The sequence below is a fragment of the Enterobacter sp. UPMP2052 genome (assembly GCF_053709675.1).
This window is the reverse complement of the sequence record NZ_JBSKJR010000001.1, coordinates 2094586-2119709: the sequence shown is the minus strand read 5'-3', so window position 1 is coordinate 2119709 and position 25124 is coordinate 2094586. Positions and strand designations below refer to the sequence as shown.

The 25124-nt window shown below is 57.6% G+C and carries 24 protein-coding genes; 13 read left to right on the top strand and 11 right to left on the bottom strand.

The genetic code is table 11. The features are described from left to right. Positions 1 to 171: 171 nt before the first annotated feature. A complete protein-coding gene (locus ACWKX3_RS09855; protein ID WP_006177087.1) occupies positions 172 to 915 on the bottom strand; it encodes an SDR family NAD(P)-dependent oxidoreductase in 744 nt (247 codons plus the stop codon). Between the two features lie 57 nt (positions 916 to 972). Then, a complete protein-coding gene (locus ACWKX3_RS09850; protein ID WP_137849103.1) occupies positions 973 to 2061 on the bottom strand; it encodes an oxidoreductase in 1089 nt (362 codons plus the stop codon). 158 nt (positions 2062 to 2219) lie between these two features. On the opposite strand from ACWKX3_RS09850, the gene ACWKX3_RS09845 reads away from it, so the two are divergent. From ACWKX3_RS09845 to ACWKX3_RS09830, 4 genes are all read left to right on the top strand, one after another. Then, positions 2220 to 3722 carry a sugar ABC transporter ATP-binding protein gene (locus ACWKX3_RS09845; protein WP_454541652.1) on the top strand — a complete coding sequence of 501 codons (1503 nt, stop codon included), beginning with the start codon at positions 2220 to 2222 and terminating at the stop codon, positions 3720 to 3722. Next, the gene (locus tag ACWKX3_RS09840) at positions 3719 to 4714 is read left to right on the top strand and encodes an ABC transporter permease (RefSeq protein WP_102891265.1); all 996 of its coding nucleotides are present in this window, start codon (positions 3719 to 3721) and stop codon (positions 4712 to 4714) included. Before ACWKX3_RS09845 ends, ACWKX3_RS09840 begins: the two co-directional genes overlap by 4 nt. A gap of 11 nt (positions 4715 to 4725) precedes the next feature. Beyond that, a complete protein-coding gene (locus ACWKX3_RS09835) occupies positions 4726 to 5790 on the top strand; it encodes a sugar ABC transporter substrate-binding protein (protein WP_088207715.1) in 1065 nt (354 codons plus the stop codon). A gap of 63 nt (positions 5791 to 5853) precedes the next feature. Beyond that, positions 5854 to 7095, top strand: coding sequence for an LVIVD repeat-containing protein (locus tag ACWKX3_RS09830; RefSeq protein WP_454541651.1), 1242 nt, complete (start codon positions 5854 to 5856; stop codon positions 7093 to 7095). A 100-nt stretch (positions 7096 to 7195) separates the two neighbouring features. Here the strand turns inward: ACWKX3_RS09830 and mtnK are convergent, their stop codons facing one another. Further along, positions 7196 to 8395, bottom strand: a complete 1200-nt coding sequence (gene mtnK / locus ACWKX3_RS09825) for an S-methyl-5-thioribose kinase (RefSeq protein ID WP_101738075.1) — start codon at positions 8393 to 8395, stop codon at positions 7196 to 7198. Positions 8396 to 8499: 104 nt separating this feature from the next. On the opposite strand from mtnK, the gene mtnA reads away from it, so the two are divergent. Then, positions 8500 to 9516, top strand: coding sequence for an S-methyl-5-thioribose-1-phosphate isomerase (mtnA, locus tag ACWKX3_RS09820; protein WP_220711190.1), 1017 nt, complete (start codon positions 8500 to 8502; stop codon positions 9514 to 9516). 109 nt (positions 9517 to 9625) lie between these two features. Here mtnA and ACWKX3_RS09815 read toward each other — a convergent pair whose 3' ends face one another. From ACWKX3_RS09815 to ACWKX3_RS09805, 3 genes are read right to left on the bottom strand one after another with little or no spacing between them, the layout of a single operon-like run. Continuing rightward, positions 9626 to 10168 (bottom strand): 1,2-dihydroxy-3-keto-5-methylthiopentene dioxygenase, encoded by a 543-nt coding sequence (locus ACWKX3_RS09815; RefSeq protein ID WP_006177095.1) that lies wholly within the window; start codon positions 10166 to 10168, stop codon positions 9626 to 9628. Continuing rightward, positions 10165 to 10854 (bottom strand): acireductone synthase, encoded by a 690-nt coding sequence (gene mtnC, locus ACWKX3_RS09810; RefSeq protein ID WP_006177096.1) that lies wholly within the window; start codon positions 10852 to 10854, stop codon positions 10165 to 10167. The genes ACWKX3_RS09815 and mtnC overlap by 4 nt, the downstream gene beginning before the upstream one ends. Further along, a complete protein-coding gene (locus ACWKX3_RS09805) occupies positions 10851 to 11465 on the bottom strand; it encodes a methylthioribulose 1-phosphate dehydratase (RefSeq protein WP_236345357.1) in 615 nt (204 codons plus the stop codon). Before ACWKX3_RS09805 ends, mtnC begins: the two co-directional genes overlap by 4 nt. 126 nt (positions 11466 to 11591) lie before the next feature. On the opposite strand from ACWKX3_RS09805, the gene ACWKX3_RS09800 reads away from it, so the two are divergent. Continuing rightward, entirely contained in the window at positions 11592 to 12752 is a 1161-nt protein-coding gene (locus ACWKX3_RS09800) for a pyridoxal phosphate-dependent aminotransferase (protein ID WP_454541650.1), read from the top strand. Here ACWKX3_RS09800 and ACWKX3_RS09795 read toward each other — a convergent pair whose 3' ends face one another. The 3 genes from ACWKX3_RS09795 to citR all read right to left on the bottom strand — a co-directional run bounded on the left by ACWKX3_RS09795 (position 12753) and on the right by citR (position 15663). Beyond that, entirely contained in the window at positions 12753 to 13379 is a 627-nt protein-coding gene (locus ACWKX3_RS09795) for an IbrB-like domain-containing protein (protein ID WP_006177099.1), read from the bottom strand. It lies immediately after the preceding gene. Continuing rightward, positions 13364 to 14587 carry a phosphoadenosine phosphosulfate reductase gene (locus ACWKX3_RS09790; protein ID WP_042320951.1) on the bottom strand — a complete coding sequence of 408 codons (1224 nt, stop codon included), beginning with the start codon at positions 14585 to 14587 and terminating at the stop codon, positions 13364 to 13366. The genes ACWKX3_RS09795 and ACWKX3_RS09790 overlap by 16 nt, the downstream gene beginning before the upstream one ends. A gap of 176 nt (positions 14588 to 14763) precedes the next feature. Continuing rightward, complete coding sequence (citR, locus tag ACWKX3_RS09785; RefSeq protein ID WP_006177101.1) at positions 14764 to 15663, bottom strand: DNA-binding transcriptional repressor CitR; 900 nt, start codon at positions 15661 to 15663, stop codon at positions 14764 to 14766. Between the two features lie 669 nt (positions 15664 to 16332). On the opposite strand from citR, the gene ahpC reads away from it, so the two are divergent. The 6 genes from ahpC to ACWKX3_RS09755 all read left to right on the top strand — a co-directional run bounded on the left by ahpC (position 16333) and on the right by ACWKX3_RS09755 (position 23067). Further along, entirely contained in the window at positions 16333 to 16896 is a 564-nt protein-coding gene (ahpC, locus tag ACWKX3_RS09780) for an alkyl hydroperoxide reductase subunit C (RefSeq protein WP_006177103.1), read from the top strand. A gap of 241 nt (positions 16897 to 17137) precedes the next feature. Continuing rightward, on the top strand, positions 17138 to 18703 hold the full coding sequence (gene ahpF, locus ACWKX3_RS09775; RefSeq protein ID WP_088207703.1) for an alkyl hydroperoxide reductase subunit F: 1566 nt from the start codon (positions 17138 to 17140) through the stop codon (positions 18701 to 18703). 293 nt (positions 18704 to 18996) lie between these two features. Beyond that, the gene (locus ACWKX3_RS09770; RefSeq protein ID WP_454541649.1) at positions 18997 to 19473 is read left to right on the top strand and encodes a TorD/DmsD family molecular chaperone; all 477 of its coding nucleotides are present in this window, start codon (positions 18997 to 18999) and stop codon (positions 19471 to 19473) included. Then, positions 19470 to 21746 carry a molybdopterin-dependent oxidoreductase gene (locus tag ACWKX3_RS09765; RefSeq protein WP_454541648.1) on the top strand — a complete coding sequence of 759 codons (2277 nt, stop codon included), beginning with the start codon at positions 19470 to 19472 and terminating at the stop codon, positions 21744 to 21746. The genes ACWKX3_RS09770 and ACWKX3_RS09765 overlap by 4 nt, the downstream gene beginning before the upstream one ends. Next, positions 21743 to 22300: a 4Fe-4S dicluster domain-containing protein gene (locus ACWKX3_RS09760; protein WP_042320954.1), complete on the top strand. Its 558-nt coding sequence runs from the start codon at positions 21743 to 21745 to the stop codon at positions 22298 to 22300. Before ACWKX3_RS09765 ends, ACWKX3_RS09760 begins: the two co-directional genes overlap by 4 nt. Then, positions 22300 to 23067 carry a dimethyl sulfoxide reductase anchor subunit family protein gene (locus ACWKX3_RS09755; protein ID WP_220711197.1) on the top strand — a complete coding sequence of 256 codons (768 nt, stop codon included), beginning with the start codon at positions 22300 to 22302 and terminating at the stop codon, positions 23065 to 23067. The genes ACWKX3_RS09760 and ACWKX3_RS09755 overlap by 1 nt, the downstream gene beginning before the upstream one ends. Positions 23068 to 23106: 39 nt before the next feature. Here ACWKX3_RS09755 and uspG read toward each other — a convergent pair whose 3' ends face one another. Beyond that, positions 23107 to 23535: a universal stress protein UspG gene (uspG, locus tag ACWKX3_RS09750; RefSeq protein ID WP_088207699.1), complete on the bottom strand. Its 429-nt coding sequence runs from the start codon at positions 23533 to 23535 to the stop codon at positions 23107 to 23109. Between the two features lie 181 nt (positions 23536 to 23716). Here uspG and ACWKX3_RS09745 point away from each other — a divergent pair, with 181 nt between their 5' ends. Continuing rightward, positions 23717 to 24955: a zinc-dependent alcohol dehydrogenase gene (locus ACWKX3_RS09745; RefSeq protein WP_006177110.1), complete on the top strand. Its 1239-nt coding sequence runs from the start codon at positions 23717 to 23719 to the stop codon at positions 24953 to 24955. Between the two features lie 10 nt (positions 24956 to 24965). On the opposite strand, the gene yldA is transcribed toward ACWKX3_RS09745, so the two are convergent. Continuing rightward, on the bottom strand, positions 24966 to 25055 hold the full coding sequence (yldA, locus tag ACWKX3_RS09740) for a small membrane protein YldA (protein ID WP_366928102.1): 90 nt from the start codon (positions 25053 to 25055) through the stop codon (positions 24966 to 24968). Positions 25056 to 25124: the final 69 nt, after the last annotated feature.

Below are 25124 nucleotides of genomic sequence, written 5' to 3'. Positions count from 1 at the left end.
GTACGCCCACACAAAATATAAGGAAATAATAAGACTATTAGATAAATTCCGAATTTCTTATGGGAGCACTGTAGAGCGGAGCGCTGGCGGGATAAAGCGGCAAAACGCGAACCGTCGAGGCGGCTCGACAAAGCCTCTGCCGGGCGACAGAGGCGTGCAGAAAATATGCGATCAGGCGTTCAAACCGCCGTCCACGTCCAGACCGGTGCCGGAAATTTGCCCCGCTGCCGGGCTGGCGAGGAAGGTGACCGCCGCAGCCACGTCTTCCGGCTGGCCGTAATGCCCCACTGCGATAAGCTGTCGCTGCGAGTCGGCCTGCTCACCGTCTTCCGGGTTCATGTCGCTGTTGGTCGGGCCGGGGTGAACGAGGTTCACGGTGATCCCGCGCGGGCCTAAATCGCGGGCCAGACCACGGGTCAGGGAGTTGAGTGCGGATTTGGTCATCGAGTAGACGGCAATTCCCGGCTGCGCCACGCGGTTCGCCAGACAACTGCCGATGTTGATGATGCGCCCACCGTCGGACATGTGGACCAGCGCCTCCTGAATGGCGATCACCACGCCGCGAATGTTGACGTTGATAAGCGCATCGATATCCGCCAGCGTCATGGTCTCCAGCGGGCCGCCACGGGCGATCCCGGCGTTGTTGACCAGAATGTCCAGCCCGCCGAGGGAGCGTGCCGCATGGGTGACGGCATCCTGAATGGCCTGCGCGCTGGCGCTGTCCGCCTGTATCGCCTCGCCGTGCCGCCCGAGCGCCGTTATCTCATCGACGACGGCCTGCGCTTTATCCGCGGATTTTTCATACGTAATAACCACATCGGCACCGGCGCGCGCCAGCGACAGTGCAATTGCACGACCCAACCCACGGCTGGCGCCGGTAACCAGCGCCTTCTTACCTGTTAAATCGATCTGCATGATGACCTCGTTGCGAGAGTAGTGAGAATCATCATTAGGTATAGACGGTCGGCGCGTTTAGCGGGGGAATGTTTCCACCTTCTCAAACGCAGCACGCAGCACATCCGGGCTGAGCGTAACCGGCAGGTAGTGAATCGACTCGACCGGGCGCAGGGTATGGGCAATCACCTTGTCCAGCTCGTCACGGTTGTTGATATCCACCTCCAGTTCACGCAGGGTGGTCGGCAGGTTAAAGCGCTGATAGGCCGCCACCAACTGCGCCAGCACCTCATCCTGACCGAGCAGCGCGCTTTGCACCAGAATGCCGTAGGCCACTTTGGTGCCGTGCAGGTATTTTTCCGTCTGCGGCAGCACCGTTAAGCCGTTGTGTACCGCATGCGCGGCGGCCACGCGGGTAAAGCGTTCGCCAAGACCACCAACCATCCCGCCTCCGGCGATGATGGCATCCACCACGTCGCGGAACGCCTGCGTCTGTTCACCACGCTGCTGGTCGGCCAGCGCCTCCTCGCTGCGCGCCAGCAGCACATCGCGGATTGCCAGTGCGCCGTTAATGCCCAGCCGCACGGTCAGCGGCAGCGCCTCCGGCTGCGGGGCGAGGACCACCGCCTCGTACCACTTCGCCAGCGTGTCGCCGATGCCCGCCAGCAGGTATTCCGCCGGGGCGTTGAGGATGATTTGCGGCTCCACCAGCACCAGAAAATTGGCGTCGTCGAAAATCTCGAACTGAAGCGCCTGACCGGCATCGTTGTACCAGACGGAGAGCGGCGTCCACGCGGCGCAGGTGGCAGCGATGGTCGGCACCGCCACGACAGACACGCCCAGACGGCGCGCCACGGCTTTGGCGGTATCAAGCAGCGCGCCGCCGCCCACCCCAATCACCACGCTGGCGTCGTCGCCGGCCTGGCGAACCAGGTCTGTCACGTCGCGCTCGCTGCAGTGGCCTTTAAATAACAGGCGTTTTGCCCCCGGGGCGTTAAAGCTTTCCGGCAGGAACGGGCGAGCGCCTTCGATGGCGCGTTCGCCGTAAATCCACACGGCGCGGGAAAGCTGCTCCGGGGTAAAAAATTCGCTCAGGCGCGCAAGGCTCCCGGCGTGAGAGAAGTAGTTCGCCGGGCCGGGTACGACGCGGATATCGGTGTTGCTCATGGTGTTGTCCTTTTTCGCAAGCGCTAACCCGATGTTATGTCTGGACATCCGGATGGCTAATAATATTTCGCTTTATCTTATGCCTTTTCCGTCGTTGTCAGTCAACCGGAGCTGTGAAAAATTCGCTAAATCAAAAGAGTAATGAAGGATTTACGCAGATGGTCTCCAGTCACCTTGAAATGCGCGGTATCAGCCTGGCCTTTTCCGGCTTTCAGGCGCTGACGCGCGTGGACTTTACGCTGGCGGGCGGCTCGGTACATGCGCTGACCGGCGCAAACGGCGCGGGGAAATCGACGTTGATGGCGGTGCTGTGCGGAACGCACGATCGCTATGAAGGCGAGATATGCATTAACAACCAGCCGGTGACGATCCGCGAGCCGCTGGACGCCAAACGTCTGGGGATCCACCTTGTTCAGCAGGAGGTGGACGTGGCGCTGGTGCCGGGCTTGAGCATTGCCGAAAACATCATGCTCGACCAGCTGGCGCAGCCGGGACACCGCTACCGCTGGCGCACCATTCGCCAGCAGGCGAGACAGGCGCTGGCGCAGCTTGACGTCTCGCTGGACGTCCGCCGCACCATCGACGGCTGTACGCTTGCCGAAAAGCAGCAGATTTTGCTGGCGCGGGCGCTCTCGCACCACTGCCGTTTTCTGATCCTCGATGAGCCTACCGCGCCGCTCGACGCCCACGAAAGCGAGCGCCTGTTTGCGGTGGTGAGACGTCTGCAACAGCAGGGCATCGGCGTGGTGTTTATCTCGCACCGTATCCACGAGCTGAAGGCCATCTGCGACACCCTGACGGTGCTGCGCGACGGCAGGCTGATTGAGTCCGGCCCGATGGCCGATCTCAGCGGTGAGGCGATCGTCGAGAAGATGCTCGGCCATGTGCTGAGCGATATCTATCCGCCCGCGCGTCCGCCGCACGGTGACGAGACGCTGCTGCGGGTAGAAGGGCTGCACGACGAGGCTCTGCTAAAAGATATCTCTCTGCACCTGCGCAAAGGCGAAATTCTCGGCATTGCCGGGCTGGCGGGGGCGGGTAAAACCGAGCTGTGCAAGGCGCTGTTTGGTGCAACCAAAAGCCGCATCGATCGCGGTGAGTTGAACCATCAACCCTGGCAGCCGCGCGACCCGGCGGACTCGGTGCTGCGCGGTCTGGCGCTGGTGCCGGAGGAGCGGCGCAAAGAGGGTATTTTTATTGATGAACCGATCGGCATGAACCTGGCGGTGACGGCGGACAAGACGTTTTCGCGCTGGAGCCTGTTCGGCCATCGTCAGGCGTGGCGCTGGGCAGAGGAGGTGATTGCCCGGGTTGGCGTGCGTGCGCGTGGGCCGGGGCAGGTGCTGCGCCGCCTGTCGGGCGGTAATCAACAGAAGGTCGCCATTGGCAAATGGCTGCGCAACGACGCCAGCGTATTGATTTTCGATGAGCCGACCAAGGGCGTCGACGTGAAGGCCAAAACCGATCTGTTTCAGCTGATCGACGGCCTGGCGCGCGAGGGCAAAGGGGTGATTTACGCCTCCGGTGAGTTCGCCGAGCTGGTCGGGCTGTGCGACCGCATTTGCGTACTGTGGGACGGGCGCATCGTGGCGGAAATTGCCGGGGCCGAGGCCCGCGAAGAGACACTACTTTATTATTCAACCGGAGGAACGGCGACGTGAGCAAGGCCCTTTCAGTGACCGCGGCGGCGTCGGGCCGCCAGCAGATTTTTGATTTTCTCTACCGGTGGGGCATGCTGTTGACCGTCGTCGCGCTGGTGGCGTTCTTTGGCCTGGCGTCAGACAGCTTCCTCGACCCGAACAACATCATCAATATCCTGCGCGCAATTGCCATCGTGACGGTGATTGCCGTGGGGGTGTCGATTTCCCTCACCGTCGGCGGGTTTGATCTGTCGGTGGGGTCAACGGCCTCGCTGGCTAACGCGCTGGTGATTTCACTTTTCGTCTGGCACGGCTTCGGCACCACCACGTCGATCCTGATTACCCTCGCGCTCTGTACGCTGGTGGGGCTGTTTAACGCCTTTCTGATCGTCATCCTGCGTATCCCGGACATGCTTGCCACGCTTGCCAGCCTGTTTGTGGTTCAGGGCGTGGCGATGACCTACAGCTACGGCGGGTCGATTACCGAAAACATGGTGCTGCCGAGCGGCGATATGGCGGAGGGGACCCTTCCGGCAGCGTTCAGCCTGCTCGGGCAGGTGCCGACCATCGTGATTGTCATGCTGGTGGTGACCGTACTGGCGCAGCTCGGGCTGTCGCTGACTACCCATGGCCGTCGGATGTACGCCATCGGCGGTAACCCGGAGGCGGCGCGCCTTTCGGGCATTCGGACCACGCGCTACAAGGTGGCGGCCTATGTGATTGCCTCGCTGCTGGCCGGGCTGGGCGGCATTTTGCTGGCTTCGCGCATTGGCTCATCGCAGGTGAATGCGGGCGGCGGCTATCTGATGGACGCGGTAGCGGCGGCGTGGATCGGCTTTTCGCTGGCCGGATCCGGGAAACCAAACGCGCTGGGGACTCTGGTGGGCGCGGTGATTCTGGGCGTGCTGTCGAACGGCCTGGTGATGCTCTCCGTGCCGTACTACGCGATGGACATTATAAAAGGGCTGGTGCTCGCCGTGGCGCTGGCCATTACCTACATACAAAAACGTTAAGGGATAGCACAATGAAAACAGTGACACGCGCTGTGGTGGCGCTCGGCTTTCTGACCTCGCTGCCGGGCTTCGCGGCAACGCCCGCACCGCTTCCGGCGGCCATTGCCAGCCATGACGGACCCATCCGCATTGCCGTGATCCGCAACCTCGGTTCCGATGACAACACCACCCAGTTTGTCGCCGGAGCCATCCAGCAGGGTAAAAAGCTCGGCTTTAAGGTCAGCACCTTCTTGAGCAACGGCGATGATGCCAAATTCCAGGACTTCGTTAATCAGGCGATCAGCCAAAAGTATGACGGGATTATTCTCTCGCAGGGGCGCGATCCGTATTCAACCGCGCTGGTGAAAAAAGCGGTGGAGGCCGGGATTAAGGTCTCGGTATTTGATACCGCCGTAAACGGTGACATTCCGGGCGTGACCGTGACCCAGCAGGATGACGCCTCCCTGACCAACCTCTCTTTCGGCCAGCTGGCGAAAGATTTCAACGGCAAAGCCAACATCGTCAAGCTGTGGGTGGCGGGCTTCCCGCCGATGGAACGCCGTCAGGCGGCCTATCAAGCGCTGCAAAAGCAGTACCCGGGCATTAAAGAGCTGGAGTCGATTGGCGCGGTCTCTTCTGACGTGCAGGGCGATACCGCCAACAAGGTGGGCGCGATCCTGGCGAAATACCCGAAAGGCAAAATCGACGCCATCTGGGGAACCTGGGACGCATTCAGCCAGGGGGCATATAAGGCGTTGAAAGAGAATGGCCGGACCGAAATCAAACTCTACAGCATTGATATCTCTAACCAGGATCTTCAGCTAATGCGCGAGCCGGGCAGCCCGTGGACGGTGAGCGTGGCGGTGGATCCGAAACTCATCGGCGCGACCAACGTCCGCCTGATTGCCAACAAGATTGCCGGAGAAACCACGCCTGCAACCTACGACTTTAAAGCGGCGGCGATCCCGCAGGCGTTGCTCACCGCCCAGCCTGGCGCGGTGAACGTGGCTACGCTCGGGAAAATCATTCCGGGCTGGGGCCAGACCGACGATTTTATCGCCCCGTGGTTTGCGACGCTGGAAGCAAAATCTAAATAATGCCCGGTGGCGCTTTTGTAGGCCGGATAAGGCGCAACTGCCATCCGGCGAAAGGACGAAAATATGTCTGCATTACCTCAACCCGAATACAGCCGCAATATGCGGCTGGTAGGTCATAGCGACCAGGGCGGCCGGCCGGACGGCGTGCAGCTGATGGTTCATCGCGGCTTTGCTTACATCGGCCATATGGTGTCGCAGGGTTTTTCAATTGTTGACGTGCGCGACCCGAAAAACCCTAAAGCAGCAGGGTATGTGCCCGCGCCGCCCGGCACCTGGAACGTCCACCTGCAGGCGCACGACGATCTGCTGCTGGTGATTAACGCCCGGGATCTGTTTGCCGATGCCCGCTTTGCCGACGAAAAGGTGTACTACACCCGGCAGGTGGGCGAGACCGTGCGCGACGTGCAGGACACGGGCTGGAGCGCCGGGCTGCGCGTGTTTGATATCTCCACGCCGGATGCGCCGCGTGAGATCGGGTTTCTGTCGCTGAACGGCATTGGCATTCACCGCATCTGGTACGTGGGCGGGCGCTGGGCATACGTATCGGCGCTGATCGACGGCTTTACCGATTATATCTTTCTGACCATCGATCTGGCCGACCCGCGTAAGCCCGAGGTGGCGGGACGCTGGTGGCTGCCGGGGATGAACCAGGCCGACGGCGAAGAGCCGACCTGGCCCGAAGGCAAACGCTACGCGCTGCACCACGCGATTATCGCCGGGGATACCGCGTACGGCAGCTGGCGCGACGGCGGGCTGACCCTGCTGGACGTTAAGGACAGAGCGAATCCGACGCTGATTAGCCATCGCAACTGGAGTCCGCCGTTTGGCGGCGGTACGCACACCGCGCTGCCGTTGCCGGACCGCGATCTGCTGGTGGTGCTGGATGAGGCGGTGCTGGATAACCAGGAAGATGGCGAGAAGCTGATCTGGCTGTTTGATATCCGCGAGCCGTCTAACCCGGTCAGTATTTCCACCTTCCCGCAGCCCGATGAGCGCGATTACGTGGCGAAGGGGGCGCACTTTGGCCCGCATAACCTGCACGAGAACCGGCCAGGGAGCTTTGTCAGCTCCACGCTGATTTTTGCGACGTATCAGAATGCGGGCGTGCGAGCGTACGACATTTCCAACCCGTATCGCCCGGTGGAAACCGGCGCGCTGGTGCCCGCTGCGCCGCAGAAGATGATGGATACGCGGCCCAACCGCCCGCAGGTGATCCAGTCGTGCGATGTGTTTGTGGATGCGCAGGGGATTATCTACAGCACGGATTATAACGGCGGGTTATCGGTGATTGAGTATCTGGGGTGAGTGCGGTTTGATGCCCTCACCCCGGCCCTCTCCCACAGGGAGAGGGCGAAAATCAGGATCGTAGGCCGGGTAAGGCGAAGCCGCCACCCGGCAAAAGCACTCAGCTGTACTGCCGCACCCGCGCCACCAGCTCTTCCGCGCTGTCGATGCGATCGGCAATCACAATCAACGCTTTGCCGAGCGTGATGGCGTGACGCAGGCATTCGTGGCGCATCGCCTCATCCCGAATGGTGTCGATATCCGCCACGTGCGACAGCCCCACGCTGCGGCGAATCAACTCGGTGCCGCAGAAGCCAATCGCGTCCTGCCAGACTTTTTTCAGGAATTCCGTGGCGTAGCCCGGTGCGCTCAGCGCGGCGTCGCGGGTTTTCTCGTGTGCCAGCGCCTGGAAGCGTTCCGCAAAGGTGTGCCACAGCGTCTGGATATCGGTCAGACGCTGCTCGCGGGCGGCGGCGGCATCGCGAATGCCCAGATGACCCGGCAGGCCGCAGAAGTTCAGCAGCAGGTTGCCGATGGCGGTACCCATGTCGAAGCCAATCGGCCCGAAGTAGCCGAATTCGGCGTCAATGGCTTTCAGGCTGCCTTCCGCCACGAAAATCGAGCCGCTGTGAATATCGCCATGCAGCAGGGCTTCGGCCTGTGAGAAAAAGCGGTGCTTCAGGGACGCCACCGCAATTTTCAGTTGGGCATCGTCACGCAGGGCGGCCACGTCATTTTCCAGCTCGGCAGGGTAATTATTGCGCGCGTGGATCTGGTACGGATCGTTAAAGAACAGATCTTCGGTGATCTCGCACATCTCCGGGTTGATGAACTGCGCCACCCGCGCTTTTTTCTCGTGGGGATGCAGGTAAAAATCGCTGGTGTGAAACAGCGTGTGGGCGAGATATTCCCCCAGCTGGCTTGCTGCCTGCGGGTAGGATACGTTACCGATCAGCTCGCCGCGCCAGATGCGATGGCTGGAGAGATCTTCCATCACCATCACCGCCAGCGCCGGATCGAAGTGGTGGATTTTCACCGTATGCTGCGGGCTGTGTTTGTAATGCTCGATCAGCGTTTGCGCTTCCAGGCGGGCGCGGTCCAGCGTCAGCGGCCAGGATTCGCCCACGCAGCGCACATAGGGCAGCGCCTGCTTGACGATGATGCGGCTTACGCCTGCGCTGTCAAAAATTTTAAAGACCAGATTGAGGTTGCCGTCGCCCACTTCCTGCGCCTCTACCAGCGTTGAGGGATCATCAAGGCCCCCGAACTGCTTTGCATACTCCACGGCGTCCTGGGCGGTAAAGGTACGGTATTGCGACATCGCTGTTCCTCACGAGAATGACTAATTAAGACATGTAGACGTCTATACATCTGGATTTCATCCTGACACAATGTGCTACAACAACGCAACAGGGAATTAACGACATGCAGACATTACAGACGACCAGCCTGCGGGTGGCGGATAATCAGCTCTTTATTCTCGACCAGCAGGCGCTTCCGCAGGAGAAACGCTGGCTGGATGCCTCCAGCGTAGAGGCGCTGGTCGGGCACATTCACAGCCTGCGGGTGCGCGGCGCACCGCTGATTGGTCTTTCTGCAAGCCTGCTGCTGGCGCTGCTGGCAGAAAAGGGCGCACGTCGTGACGAACTGGCGGCGGCGCTGGCGATCCTGCGGGCGTCACGTCCGACGGCGGTCAACCTGATGAACAACCTCGACCGCATGAAGCTGGCGCTCGACGAGGCAGATTTTGTCCCGGCGCTGGTGGCCGAAGCGCTGCGCCTGATTGACGAAGACAAACAGCTCTGTAATGCGATCGCGAAAGCGGGCAGCGCGCTGGTTAAGCCTGGCAGTCGCCTGCTGACCCACTGCAACACCGGCGGGCTGGCGACGGCGGGCGTCGGCACGGCGCTGGGCGTCATTGCCCGCGCGCATCAGGAAGGTAACGTGACCAACGTCTGGGTGGATGAAACCCGCCCGCTTTTGCAGGGCGGCAGGCTGACCGCATGGGAACTCGGCGAGCTGGGCGTGCCGTATCAGCTGATCACCGATTCGATGGCCGCCAGCCTGATGGCAAAAGGACAGGTAGACGCCGTGTGGGTGGGGGCTGACCGCATTGCCGCCAACGGCGACGTGGCGAACAAAATTGGCACCTATTCGCTGGCGGTACTGGCGAAATTCCACGGCATACCGTTTTACGTCGCCGCGCCGCACACCACCCTCGACCGCGACTGTCCGAACGGCGAGGCGATCCCGATTGAGCAGCGCGCCGCCAGCGAAGTGACAGGCGTCGCCGGAAGCTTCGGCGCGGTACAGTGGGCGCCAGAGAACGCGCAGGTCTACAACCCGGCGTTTGACGTTACGCCTGCCTCGCTGATTAGCGGCTGGGTGCTGGATACGGGCGTGGTTACGCCGAAAGAGGTGGCAGAAGGGAGATTTGCCTGATTCCACGAAGGAATTGAAACGGTAGTGCTTTTAGACCCCCTCTCCCTTGAGGGAGAGGGCAGGGGTGAGGGGGCTGAACAACGCTCACCCAGCCGAATAGCGATAAAAATCAGGCCAGACGTGGATACGCATTCGCAATCGCATCGCCCGTAAACTGCGCAATCCATCCTTCCGGGTTATCGAAAATACGGATGGCGGTAAAATTCGGCTCGGACCCCATATCAAACCAGTGCGGTGTACCGGCGGGGACGGAAATCAGGTCGTTTTTCTCACACAGTACCTGATACACCTCGTCGCCGATGTGCAGGCAGAACAGCCCGGCGCCCTCGACGAAGAAGCGTACTTCGTCTTCACCGTGGGTGTGTTCGTTGAGGAACTTCTCGCGCAGCGCCTCTTTCTGCGGGTTATCGGCGCGCAGGCTGATGACGTCCCAGCTCTGATAGCCTTTTTCCGCCACCAGTTTGTCGATCGCATGTTGGTAAGCGTCGATCACCGCGTCGGGGGTAGGATCGCGGCCTAAATCACGATCCGCCGCCCAGCGTTCAAATCGCACGCCTTTGGCGTTGAGCTGCCGGGCGATCTCGTCGGCGTCGGTGCTGTGCCACAGGTGCTGGTGCGGATCGTTAACAGAATAAAGGGTTAATGCGCTCATGAGGGGATCTGCTCCGGATTTATCTCGTCAAACTGGTGGACCTGATGGTGGTGGCTCGCGCCATCGTCATCGCCGCGAATCAGTTGCAGGGTGCGAAAACCCGCCTGTTCAGCGGCGTCCAGCTCCTGGTGAATGTCCGACAGGAACAGAATTTGCGACGCAGGGATACCCGTCTGCGCGGCAATGTTCTGATAGGACTGCACCTCGCGCTTGGCACCGATACGCGTGTCAAAGTAGCCGCTGAACAGATGAGTAATATCACCTTCATCGCTGTAGCCAAATAACAGTTTCTGCGCCGCCACGGAGCCAGAGGAATAAACATAGAGATCAATCCCTTGCGCTTTCCATTTTTCCAGCGCGGGCAGGACGTCCGGGTAGAGGTGGCCGGTAAAGTCGCCGTTGACGTAGCCGTCGTGCCAGATAATGCCCTGCAGCGCCTTCAGCGCCGTGGATTTACGATCCTCGTCCATAAAGCCATACAGGGCATCAATAAGCTCGCTGACGCTGGCGTGCGGATGACCGGTTTCATCGCGCAGGTTGTCCAGAATCGATTTGACCGGCTCGGCGTACTGCTGGGCAGTCACGAAGGCCGCCAGCCGCTCACGCGCGTAGGGGAACAAAACCTCATGGACAAAACGAATATCGCTGGTGGTCCCTTCAATATCCGTCACAATCGCGCGAATCATACTCTCTCCCATTGGCGTAAACGCATTTCGCATTCAAATAAGAATTCTAATCCTTCCAGATGACGGCGGGCTTCTGCCACGTCGCGTCCCCAGCAGGTTAAGCCATGGCCGCGCAGAAGAAAACCATAATTCAGCGGGCGCTCGCGGGCGTAATGGGCGATGCGCGAGGCAAGAGCGTCGATATCCTGGTCGTTATCAAATACCGCAATGGCCACCGTATCCTCATGCGTGGTCTGTCCGGCGAGCGATTTCTGCATCTCGAAGCCGCTGATTTTTAGCTCGGCGTCGCGAACCAGACGTGAGAGCACGGTGGCGTTGACGGTGTGAACGTGCAGCACCGCGTTAGCCTCCGGGAACAGACGGTAGAGTAAGGTATGCAGCCCGGTTTCTGCTGAGGGCCTGCGGCCAGACGGCGCGCGGTTGGTGGCGATCTCCACCTGCAGAAAATCGTCCGTCGTAAGGCTGCCCTTATCTTTGCCGGATTCGCTGAGCCAGCACAGGTGCTCATCCTGACGTACGGACATGTTGCCGCCGGTGGCGGGTGCCCAGCCTTTGGAACCAATCCAGCGGCAGGCGTCGACCAGATGCGTGAGTTGCAGGTTGTCTGTCATTTTCCTTTTACCCTCTCGTCAGGCAGGAATATTGATATGGTTTAGACGTCTAAGCGTCTTGATTGCCAAAGACTAACATCGTGTTATAGTGTCAGCAACATAAGTATTACACGCAGGCACAACGCAATGAGCAATAACCCCTTGATTCCGCAAAGTAAACTTCCCAGTCTCGGCACCACCATCTTTTCGCAGATGAGCGCGCTGGCGCAGCAGCACAACGCCATTAACCTTTCCCAGGGATTCCCGGATTTTGACGGCCCGGCTTATCTGCAGGAGCGCCTGGCGTACCACGTTGCGCAGGGGGCGAACCAGTACGCGCCGATGACCGGCGTGCAGGCGCTGCGTGAAGCCATTGCGGATAAAACGGCGGCGCTTTATGGCTACACGCCGGATGCCAACAGCGAAATCACGGTGACGGCAGGGGCCACCGAAGCGCTGTATGCGGCCATTACTGCCCTGGTGCGCACCGGGGATGAAGTGATTTGCTTTGATCCGAGCTACGACAGTTACGCCCCCGCCGTTGCGCTTTCTGGCGGTGTGGTAAAACGCGTGGCGCTTCAGCCGCCGCATTTCCGCCCGGACTGGCAGGCCTTTGCCGCGCTGCTGAGTGATAAAACGCGCCTGGTTATCCTGAACACGCCGCACAATCCGTCCGCGACGGTATGGCAACAGGCGGATTTCGCCGCCCTGTGGCAGGCCATCAGCGAACGCGAAATTTACGTGCTGAGCGATGAAGTGTATGAGCACATCTGTTTTGCCAAAGAGGGGCATGCCAGCGTGCTGGCGCATCCGCAGTTGCGCGAGCGCGCCGTTGCGGTGTCGTCATTTGGCAAAACCTACCATATGACCGGCTGGAAAGTGGGCTACTGCGTGGCACCGGAGGCCATCAGCGGGGAGCTGCGCAAAGTGCATCAGTACCTGACCTTTGCGGTCAATACGCCCGCCCAGCTGGCGCTGGCGGACATGGTGCGCCATGATCCGGCGCACTACCGCGAGCTGCCGGATTTTTATCGCGCCCGCCGGGATCTGTTTGTGGATGCGCTTAGCAAAAGCCGGCTGAAGATTTTGCCGGGGGAAGGCACTTACTTCCTGCTGGTGGACTACAGCGCGATTTCCGATCTGGACGACGTGAGTTTCTGCCAATGGCTGACCAAAGAGGCGGGCGTGGCGGCCATTCCGCTGTCGGTATTCTGCGCCGATCCCTTCCCGCACAGGCTGGTTCGCCTCTGCTTTGCGAAACAGGAATCGACGCTGTTGGCCGCGGCGGAGCGCCTGAACGCCCTCTGATTATTTCACCGTCCAGGCTTCGGAATAACGGCGGTCTGCAAACAGCTCCAGCAGGCCGTTAATCTGCTTCAGACGCAGCACTTCGTCACAGTCCATCCCCAGCTCTTTGCCGATTTTCTCGTCAGGCCAGCCAAGCTGCGCCAGTTCACGTACGATATCGGACATGGCGTTGATCTGGTGTCGACCCCGCGCACGGTTGTGGCGAATGGTGGCGGCCATCCTGTCGACCTTCTCCCGGCGATCTTTGCGCAGGCAGGTGACGGGCAAATAGCCCCGGAGCTGGCGCTTGAGCGCTGCCCGATTTTTGCCTATCTCGTGGCGGTGAAAGCCATCGACGATTTCATAGTGCCGGGATTTGCCTTCCGTCACCACGATTGGCTGGGTGAATCCATCAAGCTCAAGCGACTGCGTCAGCAGACGCTTTTCCGGAGGGGCAACGTTATTGGGGTTGTAATCATTGGCGACAATCTCGTCCTGTTTGATCCACAGCACGCAGTCGATAGGTTGTTCGCGAAAAGGACTGTCTTCATGTAGCGCCTCGCGGAATTTGTTGATCGCCTCGATTTTTTGCTCTTCCGGCAGTGACGACAGATAGCGTTTGATATCGTTGATTAATCGTTGTTGCATAAGATCCCCCACTCCTTGCGTTTTAATTTCATCCGTTCGCTGTATCGCTGGTAATGCTTTGGCTTGTTAGGGCTGAACGACAGCGCGCGACACCAGTAGTCGTTATTGAGAAGTACCTTGCAGATGCGCCGCCACGACGGGATGTCTTTTGACCCGATGTCGCCCTCCTGGGTATCGGGGATCTCTGGCATCCCCTTTTTTTGGTACCAGTGCAGGTAAACGGCAATTTTATTGCGGTAATGTTCAGAGGTGGTTTGCGGCATGCTGTCGAGCAGCAGAAGGGCGTATTCTTGCCAGGTGAGGTGCTCGGGTTTGAGTATTTTACGGTGACCGTAGAAGTGATTGTCGTGGCCCGCGTAGATCCCACCGCTCCTGACGCCGCTGACGCGTTCGCACATTGCGGCCCACCGCTCCGGCTCCAGCACATGATAAAGCCACAGCCCCTGACGTTGCTCCGGGCCGAAGGGTTCACAGATGCGCATATAGCGCGGCGGCACCCCGGCCTGGTACATCAAATCGTACAGCGGGTTATAGCAGGAACCGGTTTTGGCAAACCACGTCCAGATGTCAGCCGTTTTCCAGTCATAGAGCGGGTAGACATACCAGGCATGCCCGCCGGGGGCGACGGTGGTCCAGGGTTTATCATCGGCAAAACGCTGCTTGCGCGCGTTGGCGATGGTCAGAAAGCGGTTGTAGGACTCATCGGCGCGAATACCGATCATCACGGTGGCAGGGCGGTTTTGAGCAAACCAGTCGGAAAAGGCGCGAACAAACGCCTCAAACGTCATGCCCTGCTGGTAAAAATCAAAGTAGCCGGGATCGGTAATGGCATCGGGCGGCGGCTGGCGCACCCACTTCGCGCCCGGCTCCCAGCATTGCCATTCGGGCTGAAATTGAGAAAGGGCATTTTGCGTGGTCAGCGGCAGTGCAACCCACCAGAAATTATCGATGACGTCACAAAACTGGGCTCGCATATTTTCGACATGCTGGATGGTTGTGGAAAATTGCGCTTCCCAGTCGATGAACAGGACGTCAATTTTACGCTGCATCTTGCGCGCGCATTCACACGCCAGGTAGAGCATGACCGTGGAGTCTTTCCCGCCAGAAAATGACACACATACTCGGGAGAAATTTTCCAGCGTCCATGCAATGCGCTCCTGCGTTGCGTTCAGGACATTTTGGTTAAGGGGGAGCTTATATAATGACATATTCTTCCTCATCCTGAGTAAGTTACGCTGTGTCAGCACGGGCCAAACAGCGTGAAGAATAATATCATTATTTTTTCAATGGGTTAGCTGAAAAATTGTGAATATTTGAAAACGGTAGCGTGGAACCTGTTCTTATTGCCCCCGGCTGCTTTAAAGAAAGCAGCCGGAAGGGGGGGTTATAAAACCGGTATTTCCTCAATGAAACTCGAAAATACCGAGCTATTAAGCGCCGAGCGGTTGTACAGCATAAAAATATCAACGGTAGGGATCGCAATATCCGTTTCAAGAACTTTTAAACCCAACGCATCGCCGTATTGCCTGAAGGCATTTTCCGGTACAACGCCCACTAAATCGGAAACGGTAAGCATCGATAATATTGTCAGATAAGAATCGCTTCGGAAACTGACCGTTCTTTCCGGCAGTGCGTGTTCAATTTTTTCCTGAAACGTTTTTACGCCAGAACCGTCGCTTAAGTAAGCGGCAAATTTCTCATTAAGAAGATCCTGGCGGGTAGGCGATACGCTCAGTCGTGGATGCCCCTTGCGGCAGACGAGGTTCATCTGCAATTTATGAAACAGATTGCAGGCGAGTGAGCGGTTGTTCACCGGCGCGATAGCAAAAACCAAATCCGCCTTACGATAGGCCAGCAGGTTTTCTGCGGAGTCCGGTGAGACCATGACGTCATGCAGTTCGATCTCGTAATTATGCTTATCCATGAGAAGCTTAATGGGGTCGAGAAGGATGTTGGGCGTCAAAATTTGCGGGCAATAGATCACAAAGTTTTTCTTTAGCCCTGAGCTGTGCATAATGTTGATGGTCTGCTCAAGCTGGTTCAGGTTTTGTTCCAGATGATGATGCAGATTTACCCCGACAGTGGTAGGCGTGATGCCTTTACCCGAACGGATAAAAAGGGGATCATTAAGCTGGTTGCGCAGACGCTGCAGAGACTGGCTTACGGCTGAAGGCGTAATGTAAAGCGTTTCTGCGGCCTTGCTGATGCTCAGATTCTGATAAATGCACTCAAAAATAACTAAAAGATTTAAATCAAACTTTTTGAGATCGTATAGGTTAGCCATGTTTCATCCTGATGTTGCTTCGTTGTCATGTTGTTAGTGCATTTGTATTAACTATAGATTGAAGCGAACCATTTACAATCCTTGTGGTTAGCTTACTTAATGCCACATTAAAACGTGCTTAATATATCACGCCACCAGATAAATGAAATAGTTCTGAAACGGAACTTAAGATATTATTATCTTTGAAAGGTTGACGTTTCGATTTAAAAAAAACTTGAACTATTTTTTTTACGTATTCAACGTTTTTATTTGTTAAATTTCATGGGTGAAAATAGTGAACATCATTCATGTCATAAATAAAACTGCCTACCTCCTATTCGTTATTCGATCAAACCTATCGCAGCCATAGGCAGTAACGCGGCCAGACCGATTGCCCTGAGCAGGGGCGGGTGCTTTAATCACTTTGCTGTTACGACCTTGATATTACGGTTTGTAGAGCGCAACGCAACGCCAGCGTCTGCTGGCACTGAAAGTTCCTGTGGGAAGTTCAGGTATCAGGGCCGCCCAATGGGCGGCCTTTTTACTTTCAGGCTTAGCTTCTTTTAGGTTCACCACCCTTTGAAGTGCGTTTGTAAGGTATCGCTGATTGATTTGATAAAGTAAACGCATTAGCCCGTTCAGCGAAAGTTCGATACCTTACATCTCAACGAAAACACGGAGGAAGTACAGATGTCCTTGATTAACACCAAAATTAAACCTTTCAAAAACCAGGCGTTCAAAAACGGCGAATTCGTAGAAATCACTGAGAAAGACACCGAAGGCCGCTGGAGCGTGTTCTTCTTCTATCCGGCTGACTTTACCTTCGTTTGCCCAACCGAACTGGGCGACGTGGCAGACCATTACGACGAACTGCAGAAGCTGGGCGTAGACGTTTACTCTGTCTCTACTGACACCCACTTCACCCACAAAGCGTGGCACGGCAGCTCTGAAACCATCGCAAAAATCAAATATGCGATGATCGGCGACCCAACCGGCGCCCTGACCCGTAACTTCGACAACATGCGTGAAGATGAAGGCCTGGCCGACCGTGCCACCTTCGTTGTTGACCCGCAGGGCATTATCCAGGCCATCGAAGTGACCGCTGAAGGCATCGGCCGCGACGCATCTGACCTGCTGCGCAAAGTGAAAGCAGCCCAGTATGTTGCTTCTCATCCAGGCGAAGTGTGCCCGGCGAAATGGAAAGAAGGTGAAGCGACCTTAGCGCCATCTTTGGATCTGGTCGGTAAAATCTAAATTTCCGTCGTCTTTCACGCCATAGCTGCGTTGGCGTCGCCTGCTCACCCCGGTCACTTACTTCAGTAAGCTCCCGGGGATTCACAGGCTAGCCGCCTTGCTCTGACGCGAAATACTTTGGAAATTGTTTCAGTTATGGGCGCACCCGCGCCCATTTTATCCCAGCACCATGATGCAAGTTGCATTCAGGTTGCCCGTTTAAGGCAATTTGCATGATGACGTCTTAAGAGAGGGAAGAACAATGCTCGACACCACAATGAAAAGCCAGCTCAAGGCGTACCTTGAGAAATTAACGAAGCCTGTTGAGCTGATTGCCACGCTGGACGACAGCGCAAAATCGGCAGAAATCAAAGAATTGTTGACCGAGATCGCTGAACTGTCGCCAAAGGTGACCTTCAGAGAAGATAACGCGCTGCCCGTTCGCAAGCCGTCATTCCTGATCGCTAACCCAGGCTCTGACCAGGGGCCGCGCTTTGCCGGTTCTCCGTTGGGGCACGAATTTACCTCACTGGTGCTGGCCCTGCTGTGGACCGGTGGTCATCCGTCGAAAGAGGCGCAGGCGCTGCTGGAGCAGATCCGCGATATCGACGGTGATTTTGAGTTTGAAACGTACTACTCGCTCTCCTGCCACAACTGCCCGGACGTGGTGCAGGCGCTGAACCTGATGGCAGTGCTGAACCCGCGCATTAAACACACGGCGATTGACGGTGGCACCTATCAGAACGAAATCACCGAACGCAACGTGATGGGCGTTCCGGCGGTCTTTATGAACGGTAAAGAGTTTGGTCAGGGCCGCATGACGCTGACGGAAATCGTTGCAAAAGTAGACACCGGTGCGGAAAAACGTGCGGCAGACGCGCTGAACAAACGCGATGCGTACGACGTGCTGATCGTCGGCTCCGGCCCTGCGGGCGCGGCGGCGGCGGTGTACTCCGCACGTAAAGGCATTCGTACCGGCCTGATGGGCGAACGTTTCGGCGGCCAGGTGCTGGATACGGTAGACATCGAAAACTACATCTCTGTGCCGAAAACCGAAGGCCAGAAGCTGGCCGGCGCACTGAAGGCGCACGTTAGCGATTACGACGTGGACGTCATCGACAGCCAGAGCGCCAGCAAGCTGGTCCCTGCGGCAGTGGAAGGCGGTTTACACCAGATTGAAACGGCCTCCGGCGCGGTACTGAAAGCGCGCAGCATTATCATTGCCACCGGCGCAAAATGGCGCAACATGAACGTGCCGGGTGAAGATCAGTACCGTACCAAGGGTGTAACCTACTGCCCGCACTGCGACGGCCCGCTGTTTAAGGGTAAACGCGTGGCGGTGATCGGCGGCGGTAACTCCGGTGTGGAAGCGGCCATTGACCTGGCGGGTATCGTTGAACACGTTACGCTGCTGGAGTTTGCCCCGGAAATGAAGGCCGACCAGGTGCTGCAGGACAAAGTGCGTAGCCTGAACAACGTCGACATCGTGCTGAACGCGCAGACGACGGAAGTGAAAGGCGACGGCAGTAAAGTGACGGGCCTGGAATACCGCGACCGCGTAAGCGGGGATGTGCACAGCGTTCCGCTTTCCGGGATCTTCGTGCAGATTGGTCTGCTGCCCAACACCACCTGGCTGGACGGGGCGATTGAGCGCAACCGCATGGGCGAAATCATCATCGATGCCAAATGCGAAACCAGCGTGAAGGGCGTGTTTGCGGCGGGCGATTGCACCACCGTTCCGTACAAACAGATCATCATCGCCACAGGCGAAGGTGCGAAAGCGTCGCTGAGTTCCTTCGACTACCTGATCCGCACCAAAACAGCATAATAAAAGAAAGTAAGACTACACCTGCATACCGCCTCATCACGAGGCGGTTTTTTTATTTCCACGCTTTTTTAATATTATTTTCCGCGCAAAATATTTTGCATCCCGAACCGACAGCCTGCCTTGATCAAAGAAATTGCCGAATATATTGATAATATCTGCCAGATTTTCGTTGCAGATAATTATTTATATTTTCTATGAAAGATAAAAATATATTCGCAAATTCAATATATGACAACCTGTCATTATTTGAATTAACCGGATTAGCCTTACGCGATTTTTTTAGCGCCGCAGAAATGACGGCACGACAGCGGGCGTTGCGTCAGCTTTATCCGCAATGTAAAGCATGGGACGACAGCGCCTGGCTGGAGATGGAGTACGATTTCAGCGCGCTGTTTGTCGGGCCGATGGCACCGCTGGCCGCGCCCTACGCCTCGGTCTGGCTCGACGATGAACCGCTGGTTATGGGGCCGACAACCCTTAACGTACGCGAATTCTTAGACAGCGTGGGGCTGGTGGTGGGGGAGGACAGCGCGGCACCGGATGACCATATCAGCATTGAGCTGGAACTGGTGGTTATGCTCTGTGCCCACGCTCGTCATTTACCGCAATATCATGACGCCCTGACCCGCTTTACAACGGGCCACCTGGCGCTGTGGCTGCCTGCGTTTATCGACAACATCAAAAACAATGCGAAAACATCTGCAATAAGAGAAGTCGCCCTGCAACTTACTAATTGGTTAGATGAATTAAAAACGAGAGTAATATTATGAGCATTGATAAAGGACAGCTAAACCGGCGCTCCTTTTTAAAAGGTCTGATTGCATTAGGTACCGTTGCGGCACTGCCTGGCGGGTTATTATCTTCCCGCTGCGCGATGGCCCAGCCGCCGATTCCGTTTAACCCTAAAACCTACAAAATTTTCCGCAACGCCTGCCCGCGTAACTGTTATGACACCTGCAGCCTGAAAACCTGGGTGAAGGACGATGTCATCACCTTCGTGGAGGGGGCGAGCGAATCGACCTACACCCACGGCGCGCCGTGCGTGAAAGGCTTGACCTATCCGCGACGCGTTTATTCCCCGGACCGTATTAAGTATCCGATGATTCAGGACGGACGCGGCAGCGGTAAGTGGCGACGCATCTCCTGGGATGAGGCGATGCAGCGCATTGCCAGCAAAATGCTGGAGATCAAAAAGAAAGATGGCTCCCTGCTGGGCCTGGCGCTGACCAAATACTCCGGCAACCTCGGCGTGATGAGTTACGCCGTGGAAGGTATGATGTCCTCTCTGGGATACACCACCCGCTTTGCCGGGACCCCTTGCTGGCCAGCCGGAATTGACGCCCAGCATTACGATATGGGCGACATGTGGTGTAACGACCCGGAAGATATGGTGAAGGCCAAATACATCATTCTCTGGGGCGCGAACCCGGCCTGGTGCTCCATGCACTCGATGAAATACATCTATCAGGCGCGGGAGAAAGGGGCGAAGGTTGTGGTTATCGATCCGCTGTTCTCGCAAACCGCCGCGAAAGCCGATCTCTATCTGCGCGTGCGTCCCGGCTCTGATGGCGCGCTGGCGCTGGGCATGGCGCGTCACCTGCTGGATTTAGGCCGCGTTGATCAGGAATTTGTGACCCAGTTCGCCCACGGCTACCCCGAGTTTGAGCAGTACCTGCGCAACAACATTACGGTGGAGTGGGCGTCCGAAATTTGTGGGCTGGCCCCGGACGTTATCCGGCAGCTGGCGGACGAGTTTACCGCCGTTAAGCCCGCCACCGTCTGGATCGGCTACGGCATGCAGCGTCACGTCAACGGCGGGGCGAACGTGCGCGCCATCGATGCCTTTGTGGCGATGACGGGTAACATCGGGGTTGAAGGCGGCGGGGCGCGCTACGGCCATCTGCAAACCTGGGGCTATAACTACCATGCGATGGCGCAAAAGCCACCGGCTGGCTCCGTCGGTATGACGGGTGCCGCGGGTCCGGTTGGCGAGTTTGTCAGCGACAGCGGCGAGAAAAGTCAGTATTCAGACCGCGCGCTGAACCTGAACCAGACCGCACAGAGCATTCTTGACGCTAACGATCCGCCGGTTCGCATGCTGTGGGTCGCCTGTAAGAACCCGTTCGCGCAGGATTTCGATCGCAACAAAATGGAAAAAGCGTTCGAGAAGCTGGAGATGGTGGTGTGCGTGGATCAGTTCTTTAACGAGACGGTACAGCACGCCGACATCGTTCTGCCTGTCACCACGACCTTTGAGCACTGGAGCGCCTCGTCCTCTTACTGGCACTACTGGCTGACGGTGAACGAACCGGCCATCAAGCCGATGTACGAATGCAAGAGCGACCTGGATATTGCCGTGCTGCTCTCGCGCACCATCAACAAAATGGAGCCGGGTTCATGCACCTTCCCGCAGGATGTCGATCAGAAAAAATGGCTGGACCTCGAGTTTAACGACGGGCTGGCGAAACAGTTCGGCATCAGCTCGTGGGACGACCTGCTGGACGGCCCGGTGAAGGCCAAAATGCCGAGCAGCGCCGCCTGGTACGATCGCAAATTCAAAACGCCGTCCGGCAAGTACGAGTTCCTCTCTGAGCTGTGCGAGAAAAACGGCCACAAGGCGCTGCCGGAATATCTGCCTGCCGCCGAGGGTAAACTGCCGTTCCACCTCTTTACGCCGCATCTGCAGTACGGCCTGCACTCGCAGTTCGTCAACCTCGACTGGATGCAGGTCTTCTGGCCGGAGCCGTTCGTCTATATCCATCCCGTCGCCGCGAAGAAAAAAGGCATCCGCGATCTGGCTACCGTCCGGGTATTTAACGAGATCGGCGAAGTTGAACTGCGCGCGAAGGTCACCACCAACGTGCCGGAGGATTTCCTGGTGATGTATGAATCCTGGTTTAACAAGCTCAGTTACAACGTGCAAAACGTGGTGAAAGACACCCCGGCCGATATGGGCCTGATGGCAACCGGCGCGCCCGGTGCGGCCATTCATGACCAGTTTTTTGACATTGTCCTCATTGCAAATGAAGGAGTAGAGGCATGAGACGCGCATTTTTAGTGAACAGTGATAAGTGCATTGGCTGCCGTGGGTGCGCTATGGCCTGTAAAAGCTTTAACCAGTTGGAGCCGGACCGCTTCTGGCGCTATGTCTATCCGCTGGATAAAGCCATTTACCCGCACGAAGAGCGCGCGTTTTTCTCGCTGGCCTGTAACCACTGTGAAAATCCGGCCTGCCTGGCCGCCTGCCCGGTGGAAGCCTACACCAAACGTGATGACGGCGTGGTGGTGCATAATCCTGAGCGCTGCATTGGCTGTAAAAACTGCATTCGCAACTGTCCTTACGGCGCGCCGCGCTTTAACGAAGAGACGCAAAAAGCCGAGAAGTGCAGCATGTGCTACGAACGTCTGGATATCGGCATGAATCCGGCCTGCGTGAACGCCTGCCCGGTAGGGGCGCTGACGCTTATCGACCTGGACGCCGATCCGCTGCCGAACAACGCGGTGCAGTATCCGCCGGGCTTCCCGCATATGCCGCAGCTTAATCCGGGTACGCGCTTTATTCTTGCCCGTCAGCCAAAACAGCCGGGGGATAAATAATGGAAAAGTATGAACTGCCGCTGGTGATTTTTACCGTGCTGAGCCAGATGTCGGTGGGGATGACGTTACTCCTCACCTGGCGGACGCTGCGCGGCGAGATCGAAGGTAACCGCCTGTACTGGCTGATCACCGGTGCGATCCTTGGGGTAGCGTCCGTTGCGGCGATCCTGCACCTGGCGCACCCGGAACACGCCTATAACGCGCTGATCAACCTGAAACACGCCTGGCTGAGCCGTGAAATTCTCGGCGCGACGATCTACGGGGGGACCATCGGCCTGGCTTTCCTCACCAAAGGCAATAAAGGCGCTGCGCTGCTGGCGTCCCTGTTTGGGGTGTTGCTGGTGGTTGTGCAGGGCATGACCTATGCCGCGCCCGCCATGCAGGCGATTGCCAACGGCATTACCATGATGCTGTTTTTCGCTACCGTCTGGGTGATGGGCTGCGCCGCCACGCCGCTGCTCGGGCTGCAATCCTCCCATCGCGCTCTGCAACAGGGTGTTATCGCCCTGATGGCACTGATGATCGCCGCGCCTGTTATCTGGCTGAGCGGCGGCACGGTGGTGAAGATGACGGCGCAGGCGTGGTTAAGCTCACCGCTCTATCTGGGTAGCCTGGTCTGCTGCCTGCTGGGATGTGGATTAACGCTGACGCGCCAGCCGAAGCAGAAAGCGATCTTCGCGATTCTGCTGGTGGGGGTCGTGCTCAGCCGCCTGACCTTCTTCGGTGATACGGTCAGCACCGTCGTGAACATCGGACACCTGTACTGATAAAACTAACCCCGCATCAGCGGGGTTTTTTACGGGCGTTTAGCGCACCACCATCACCGGGATATGGGTGTGGCGGATCACGCTTGAGGCGTTGGACCCCAGCAGGTGCGTGGTAATCGAAGGATTGCGCGAGCCGATCACCACCACGTCAGCTTTCAGTTCGTCGGCCAGCTCGTTAACCACATCACGCACGCTGCCAAACCTGACGTGGGTTTTGATGCGGGAAGGATCGATGCTGAAGTGCCCGACCATGGTCTGCAGCCGCGTTTCGGCCTCGTGCTGTAAGTGTTCCTCAAAGCGACGCACGTCGGCGGCAAAGCGGTGCAAACTCAGGCTCGCCGAGCCGGGCAATACGTGCAAAAGGTGAATAATCCCGTCCTGCTGCGCCAGGAACTCGGCGTGGCGAACGGCTTTGTCGCTTAGCTCCATCTCAAAAACATCAACCGGCATAATGATTGTCTGATACATACCCGTTTCTCCTTGTTTATTAACGCTGAAATCATTCAACCATAAAATAGTTATGCTTTCTGTAACCTCAACAGCACTTTTTTATATCACCAGGATAAATCTCAAAAGGTGCGGATTTCGGGGGTACGCCTGAGAGGTAGCTACCCTTTTAGTAGCTTACCCACATCCTTTCGGAGGTCGTATGAAGGCATTGACGTATCACGGTCCGCACAATGTTCGCGTTGAGAATGTCCCCGATCCTGTCATTGAGCAGCCTGACGATATCATCCTGCGCGTGACGGCCACCGCCATCTGCGGCTCTGACCTGCATCTCTATCGCGGGAAGATCCCCAAAGTGGAACATGGCGATATCTTTGGTCATGAATTTATGGGCGAAGTGGTTGAAAGCGGGCGGGACGTGAAGAACCTTCAGAAGGGCGACCGCGTGGTGATCCCCTTTGTCATTGCCTGTGGCGACTGCTTCTTTTGCCAGATGCACCAGTACGCCGCCTGCGAAAAAACCAACGCCGGGCAGGGCGCTGCGCTGAACAAAAAGCAAATCCCCGCACCCGCCGCGCTGTTTGGCTACAGCCATCTTTATGGCGGCGTGCCGGGCGGGCAGGCGGAGTACGTGCGCGTGCCGAAAGGCAACGTGGGGCCGTTTAAAGTGCCGCAGCTGCTCTCCGACGACAAAGCGCTTTTCCTGTCTGACATTTTGCCTACCGCCTGGCAGGCGGTGAAAAACGCGCAGGTGGGTAAAGGTTCAAGCGTTGCCGTTTTCGGGGCGGGGCCGGTGGGTCTTCTCACCATTGCCTGCGCGCGGCTGGCAGGCGCTGAGCAAATCTTTGTGGTGGACCATCACCCGTACCGCCTGCGGTTTGCGCAAGAACGTTACGGCGCCATCCCGATCAACTTCGACGACGACAACGATGCGGCGGAGAAAATCATCGAACAGACGGCGGGCCAGCGCGGCGTGGATGCGGTGATTGATGCTGTCGGCTTTGAAGCGAAGGGCAGCACCACGGAAACTATCCTGAGCAACCTCAAAATTGAGGGAAGCAGTGGTAAAGCGTTGCGCCAGTGCATTGCCGCAGTGCGTCGTGGCGGCGTGGTGAGCGTACCCGGGGTGTATGCCGGGTTTATTCACGGCTTCCTGTTTGGCGATGCCTTCGATAAGGGCATTACGTTCAAAATGGGCCAGACGCACGTCCATGCCTGGCTGGGCGAGCTACTGCCGCTAATTGAACAGGGGCTGCTTACCCCGGAAGAGATTGTGACGCACTATCTGCCGCTGACCGATGCCGAACGTGCCTACAAAATTTTCGAAAAACGCGAAGAGGAGTGCCGGAAGGTTATCCTGGTGCCTGGCGCAGACACGCCGGAGGCGGCAGAGCAGAAGGTGAAAGGGCTGGTGAACGCCTTTCCCGGCGGGGTCGTGTAACCCGGCTCGCTTACCAGTGACGTTCCAGGTAAAGCACGGCCATGACGATGACCGCCAAAAAAACCAAATAAACCAGTGTGATGGACGCTATTTCACCCATAAGCGTTTCCGCGCGACGCAAACAGATTAAGCGTGGATGACGGCGTTTTTCGGCGATATAGGACGTTTG

Coding starts and splice junctions, on each gene's coding strand:
- ACWKX3_RS09835 (WP_088207715.1), top strand. CDS start 4,726: ATGAAAACAGTGACACGCGCTGTGGTGGCGCTCGGCTTTCTGACCTCG.
- uspG (WP_088207699.1), bottom strand. CDS start 23,535: ATGTATCAGACAATCATTATGCCGGTTGATGTTTTTGAGATGGAGCTA.
- ACWKX3_RS09800 (WP_454541650.1), top strand. CDS start 11,592: ATGAGCAATAACCCCTTGATTCCGCAAAGTAAACTTCCCAGTCTCGGC.
- ahpC (WP_006177103.1), top strand. CDS start 16,333: ATGTCCTTGATTAACACCAAAATTAAACCTTTCAAAAACCAGGCGTTC.
- ACWKX3_RS09845 (WP_454541652.1), top strand. CDS start 2,220: ATGGTCTCCAGTCACCTTGAAATGCGCGGTATCAGCCTGGCCTTTTCC.
- mtnA (WP_220711190.1), top strand. CDS start 8,500: ATGCAGACATTACAGACGACCAGCCTGCGGGTGGCGGATAATCAGCTC.
- ACWKX3_RS09760 (WP_042320954.1), top strand. CDS start 21,743: ATGAGACGCGCATTTTTAGTGAACAGTGATAAGTGCATTGGCTGCCGT.
- ACWKX3_RS09755 (WP_220711197.1), top strand. CDS start 22,300: ATGGAAAAGTATGAACTGCCGCTGGTGATTTTTACCGTGCTGAGCCAG.
- mtnK (WP_101738075.1), bottom strand. CDS start 8,395: ATGTCGCAATACCGTACCTTTACCGCCCAGGACGCCGTGGAGTATGCA.
- ACWKX3_RS09745 (WP_006177110.1), top strand. CDS start 23,717: ATGAAGGCATTGACGTATCACGGTCCGCACAATGTTCGCGTTGAGAAT.
- ACWKX3_RS09850 (WP_137849103.1), bottom strand. CDS start 2,061: ATGAGCAACACCGATATCCGCGTCGTACCCGGCCCGGCGAACTACTTC.
- ahpF (WP_088207703.1), top strand. CDS start 17,138: ATGCTCGACACCACAATGAAAAGCCAGCTCAAGGCGTACCTTGAGAAA.
- ACWKX3_RS09795 (WP_006177099.1), bottom strand. CDS start 13,379: ATGCAACAACGATTAATCAACGATATCAAACGCTATCTGTCGTCACTG.
- ACWKX3_RS09770 (WP_454541649.1), top strand. CDS start 18,997: ATGACGGCACGACAGCGGGCGTTGCGTCAGCTTTATCCGCAATGTAAA.
- yldA (WP_366928102.1), bottom strand. CDS start 25,055: ATGGGTGAAATAGCGTCCATCACACTGGTTTATTTGGTTTTTTTGGCG.
- ACWKX3_RS09830 (WP_454541651.1), top strand. CDS start 5,854: ATGTCTGCATTACCTCAACCCGAATACAGCCGCAATATGCGGCTGGTA.
- ACWKX3_RS09765 (WP_454541648.1), top strand. CDS start 19,470: ATGAGCATTGATAAAGGACAGCTAAACCGGCGCTCCTTTTTAAAAGGT.
- ACWKX3_RS09815 (WP_006177095.1), bottom strand. CDS start 10,168: ATGAGCGCATTAACCCTTTATTCTGTTAACGATCCGCACCAGCACCTG.
- mtnC (WP_006177096.1), bottom strand. CDS start 10,854: ATGATTCGCGCGATTGTGACGGATATTGAAGGGACCACCAGCGATATT.
- citR (WP_006177101.1), bottom strand. CDS start 15,663: ATGGCTAACCTATACGATCTCAAAAAGTTTGATTTAAATCTTTTAGTT.
- ACWKX3_RS09855 (WP_006177087.1), bottom strand. CDS start 915: ATGCAGATCGATTTAACAGGTAAGAAGGCGCTGGTTACCGGCGCCAGC.
- ACWKX3_RS09805 (WP_236345357.1), bottom strand. CDS start 11,465: ATGACAGACAACCTGCAACTCACGCATCTGGTCGACGCCTGCCGCTGG.
- ACWKX3_RS09790 (WP_042320951.1), bottom strand. CDS start 14,587: ATGTCATTATATAAGCTCCCCCTTAACCAAAATGTCCTGAACGCAACG.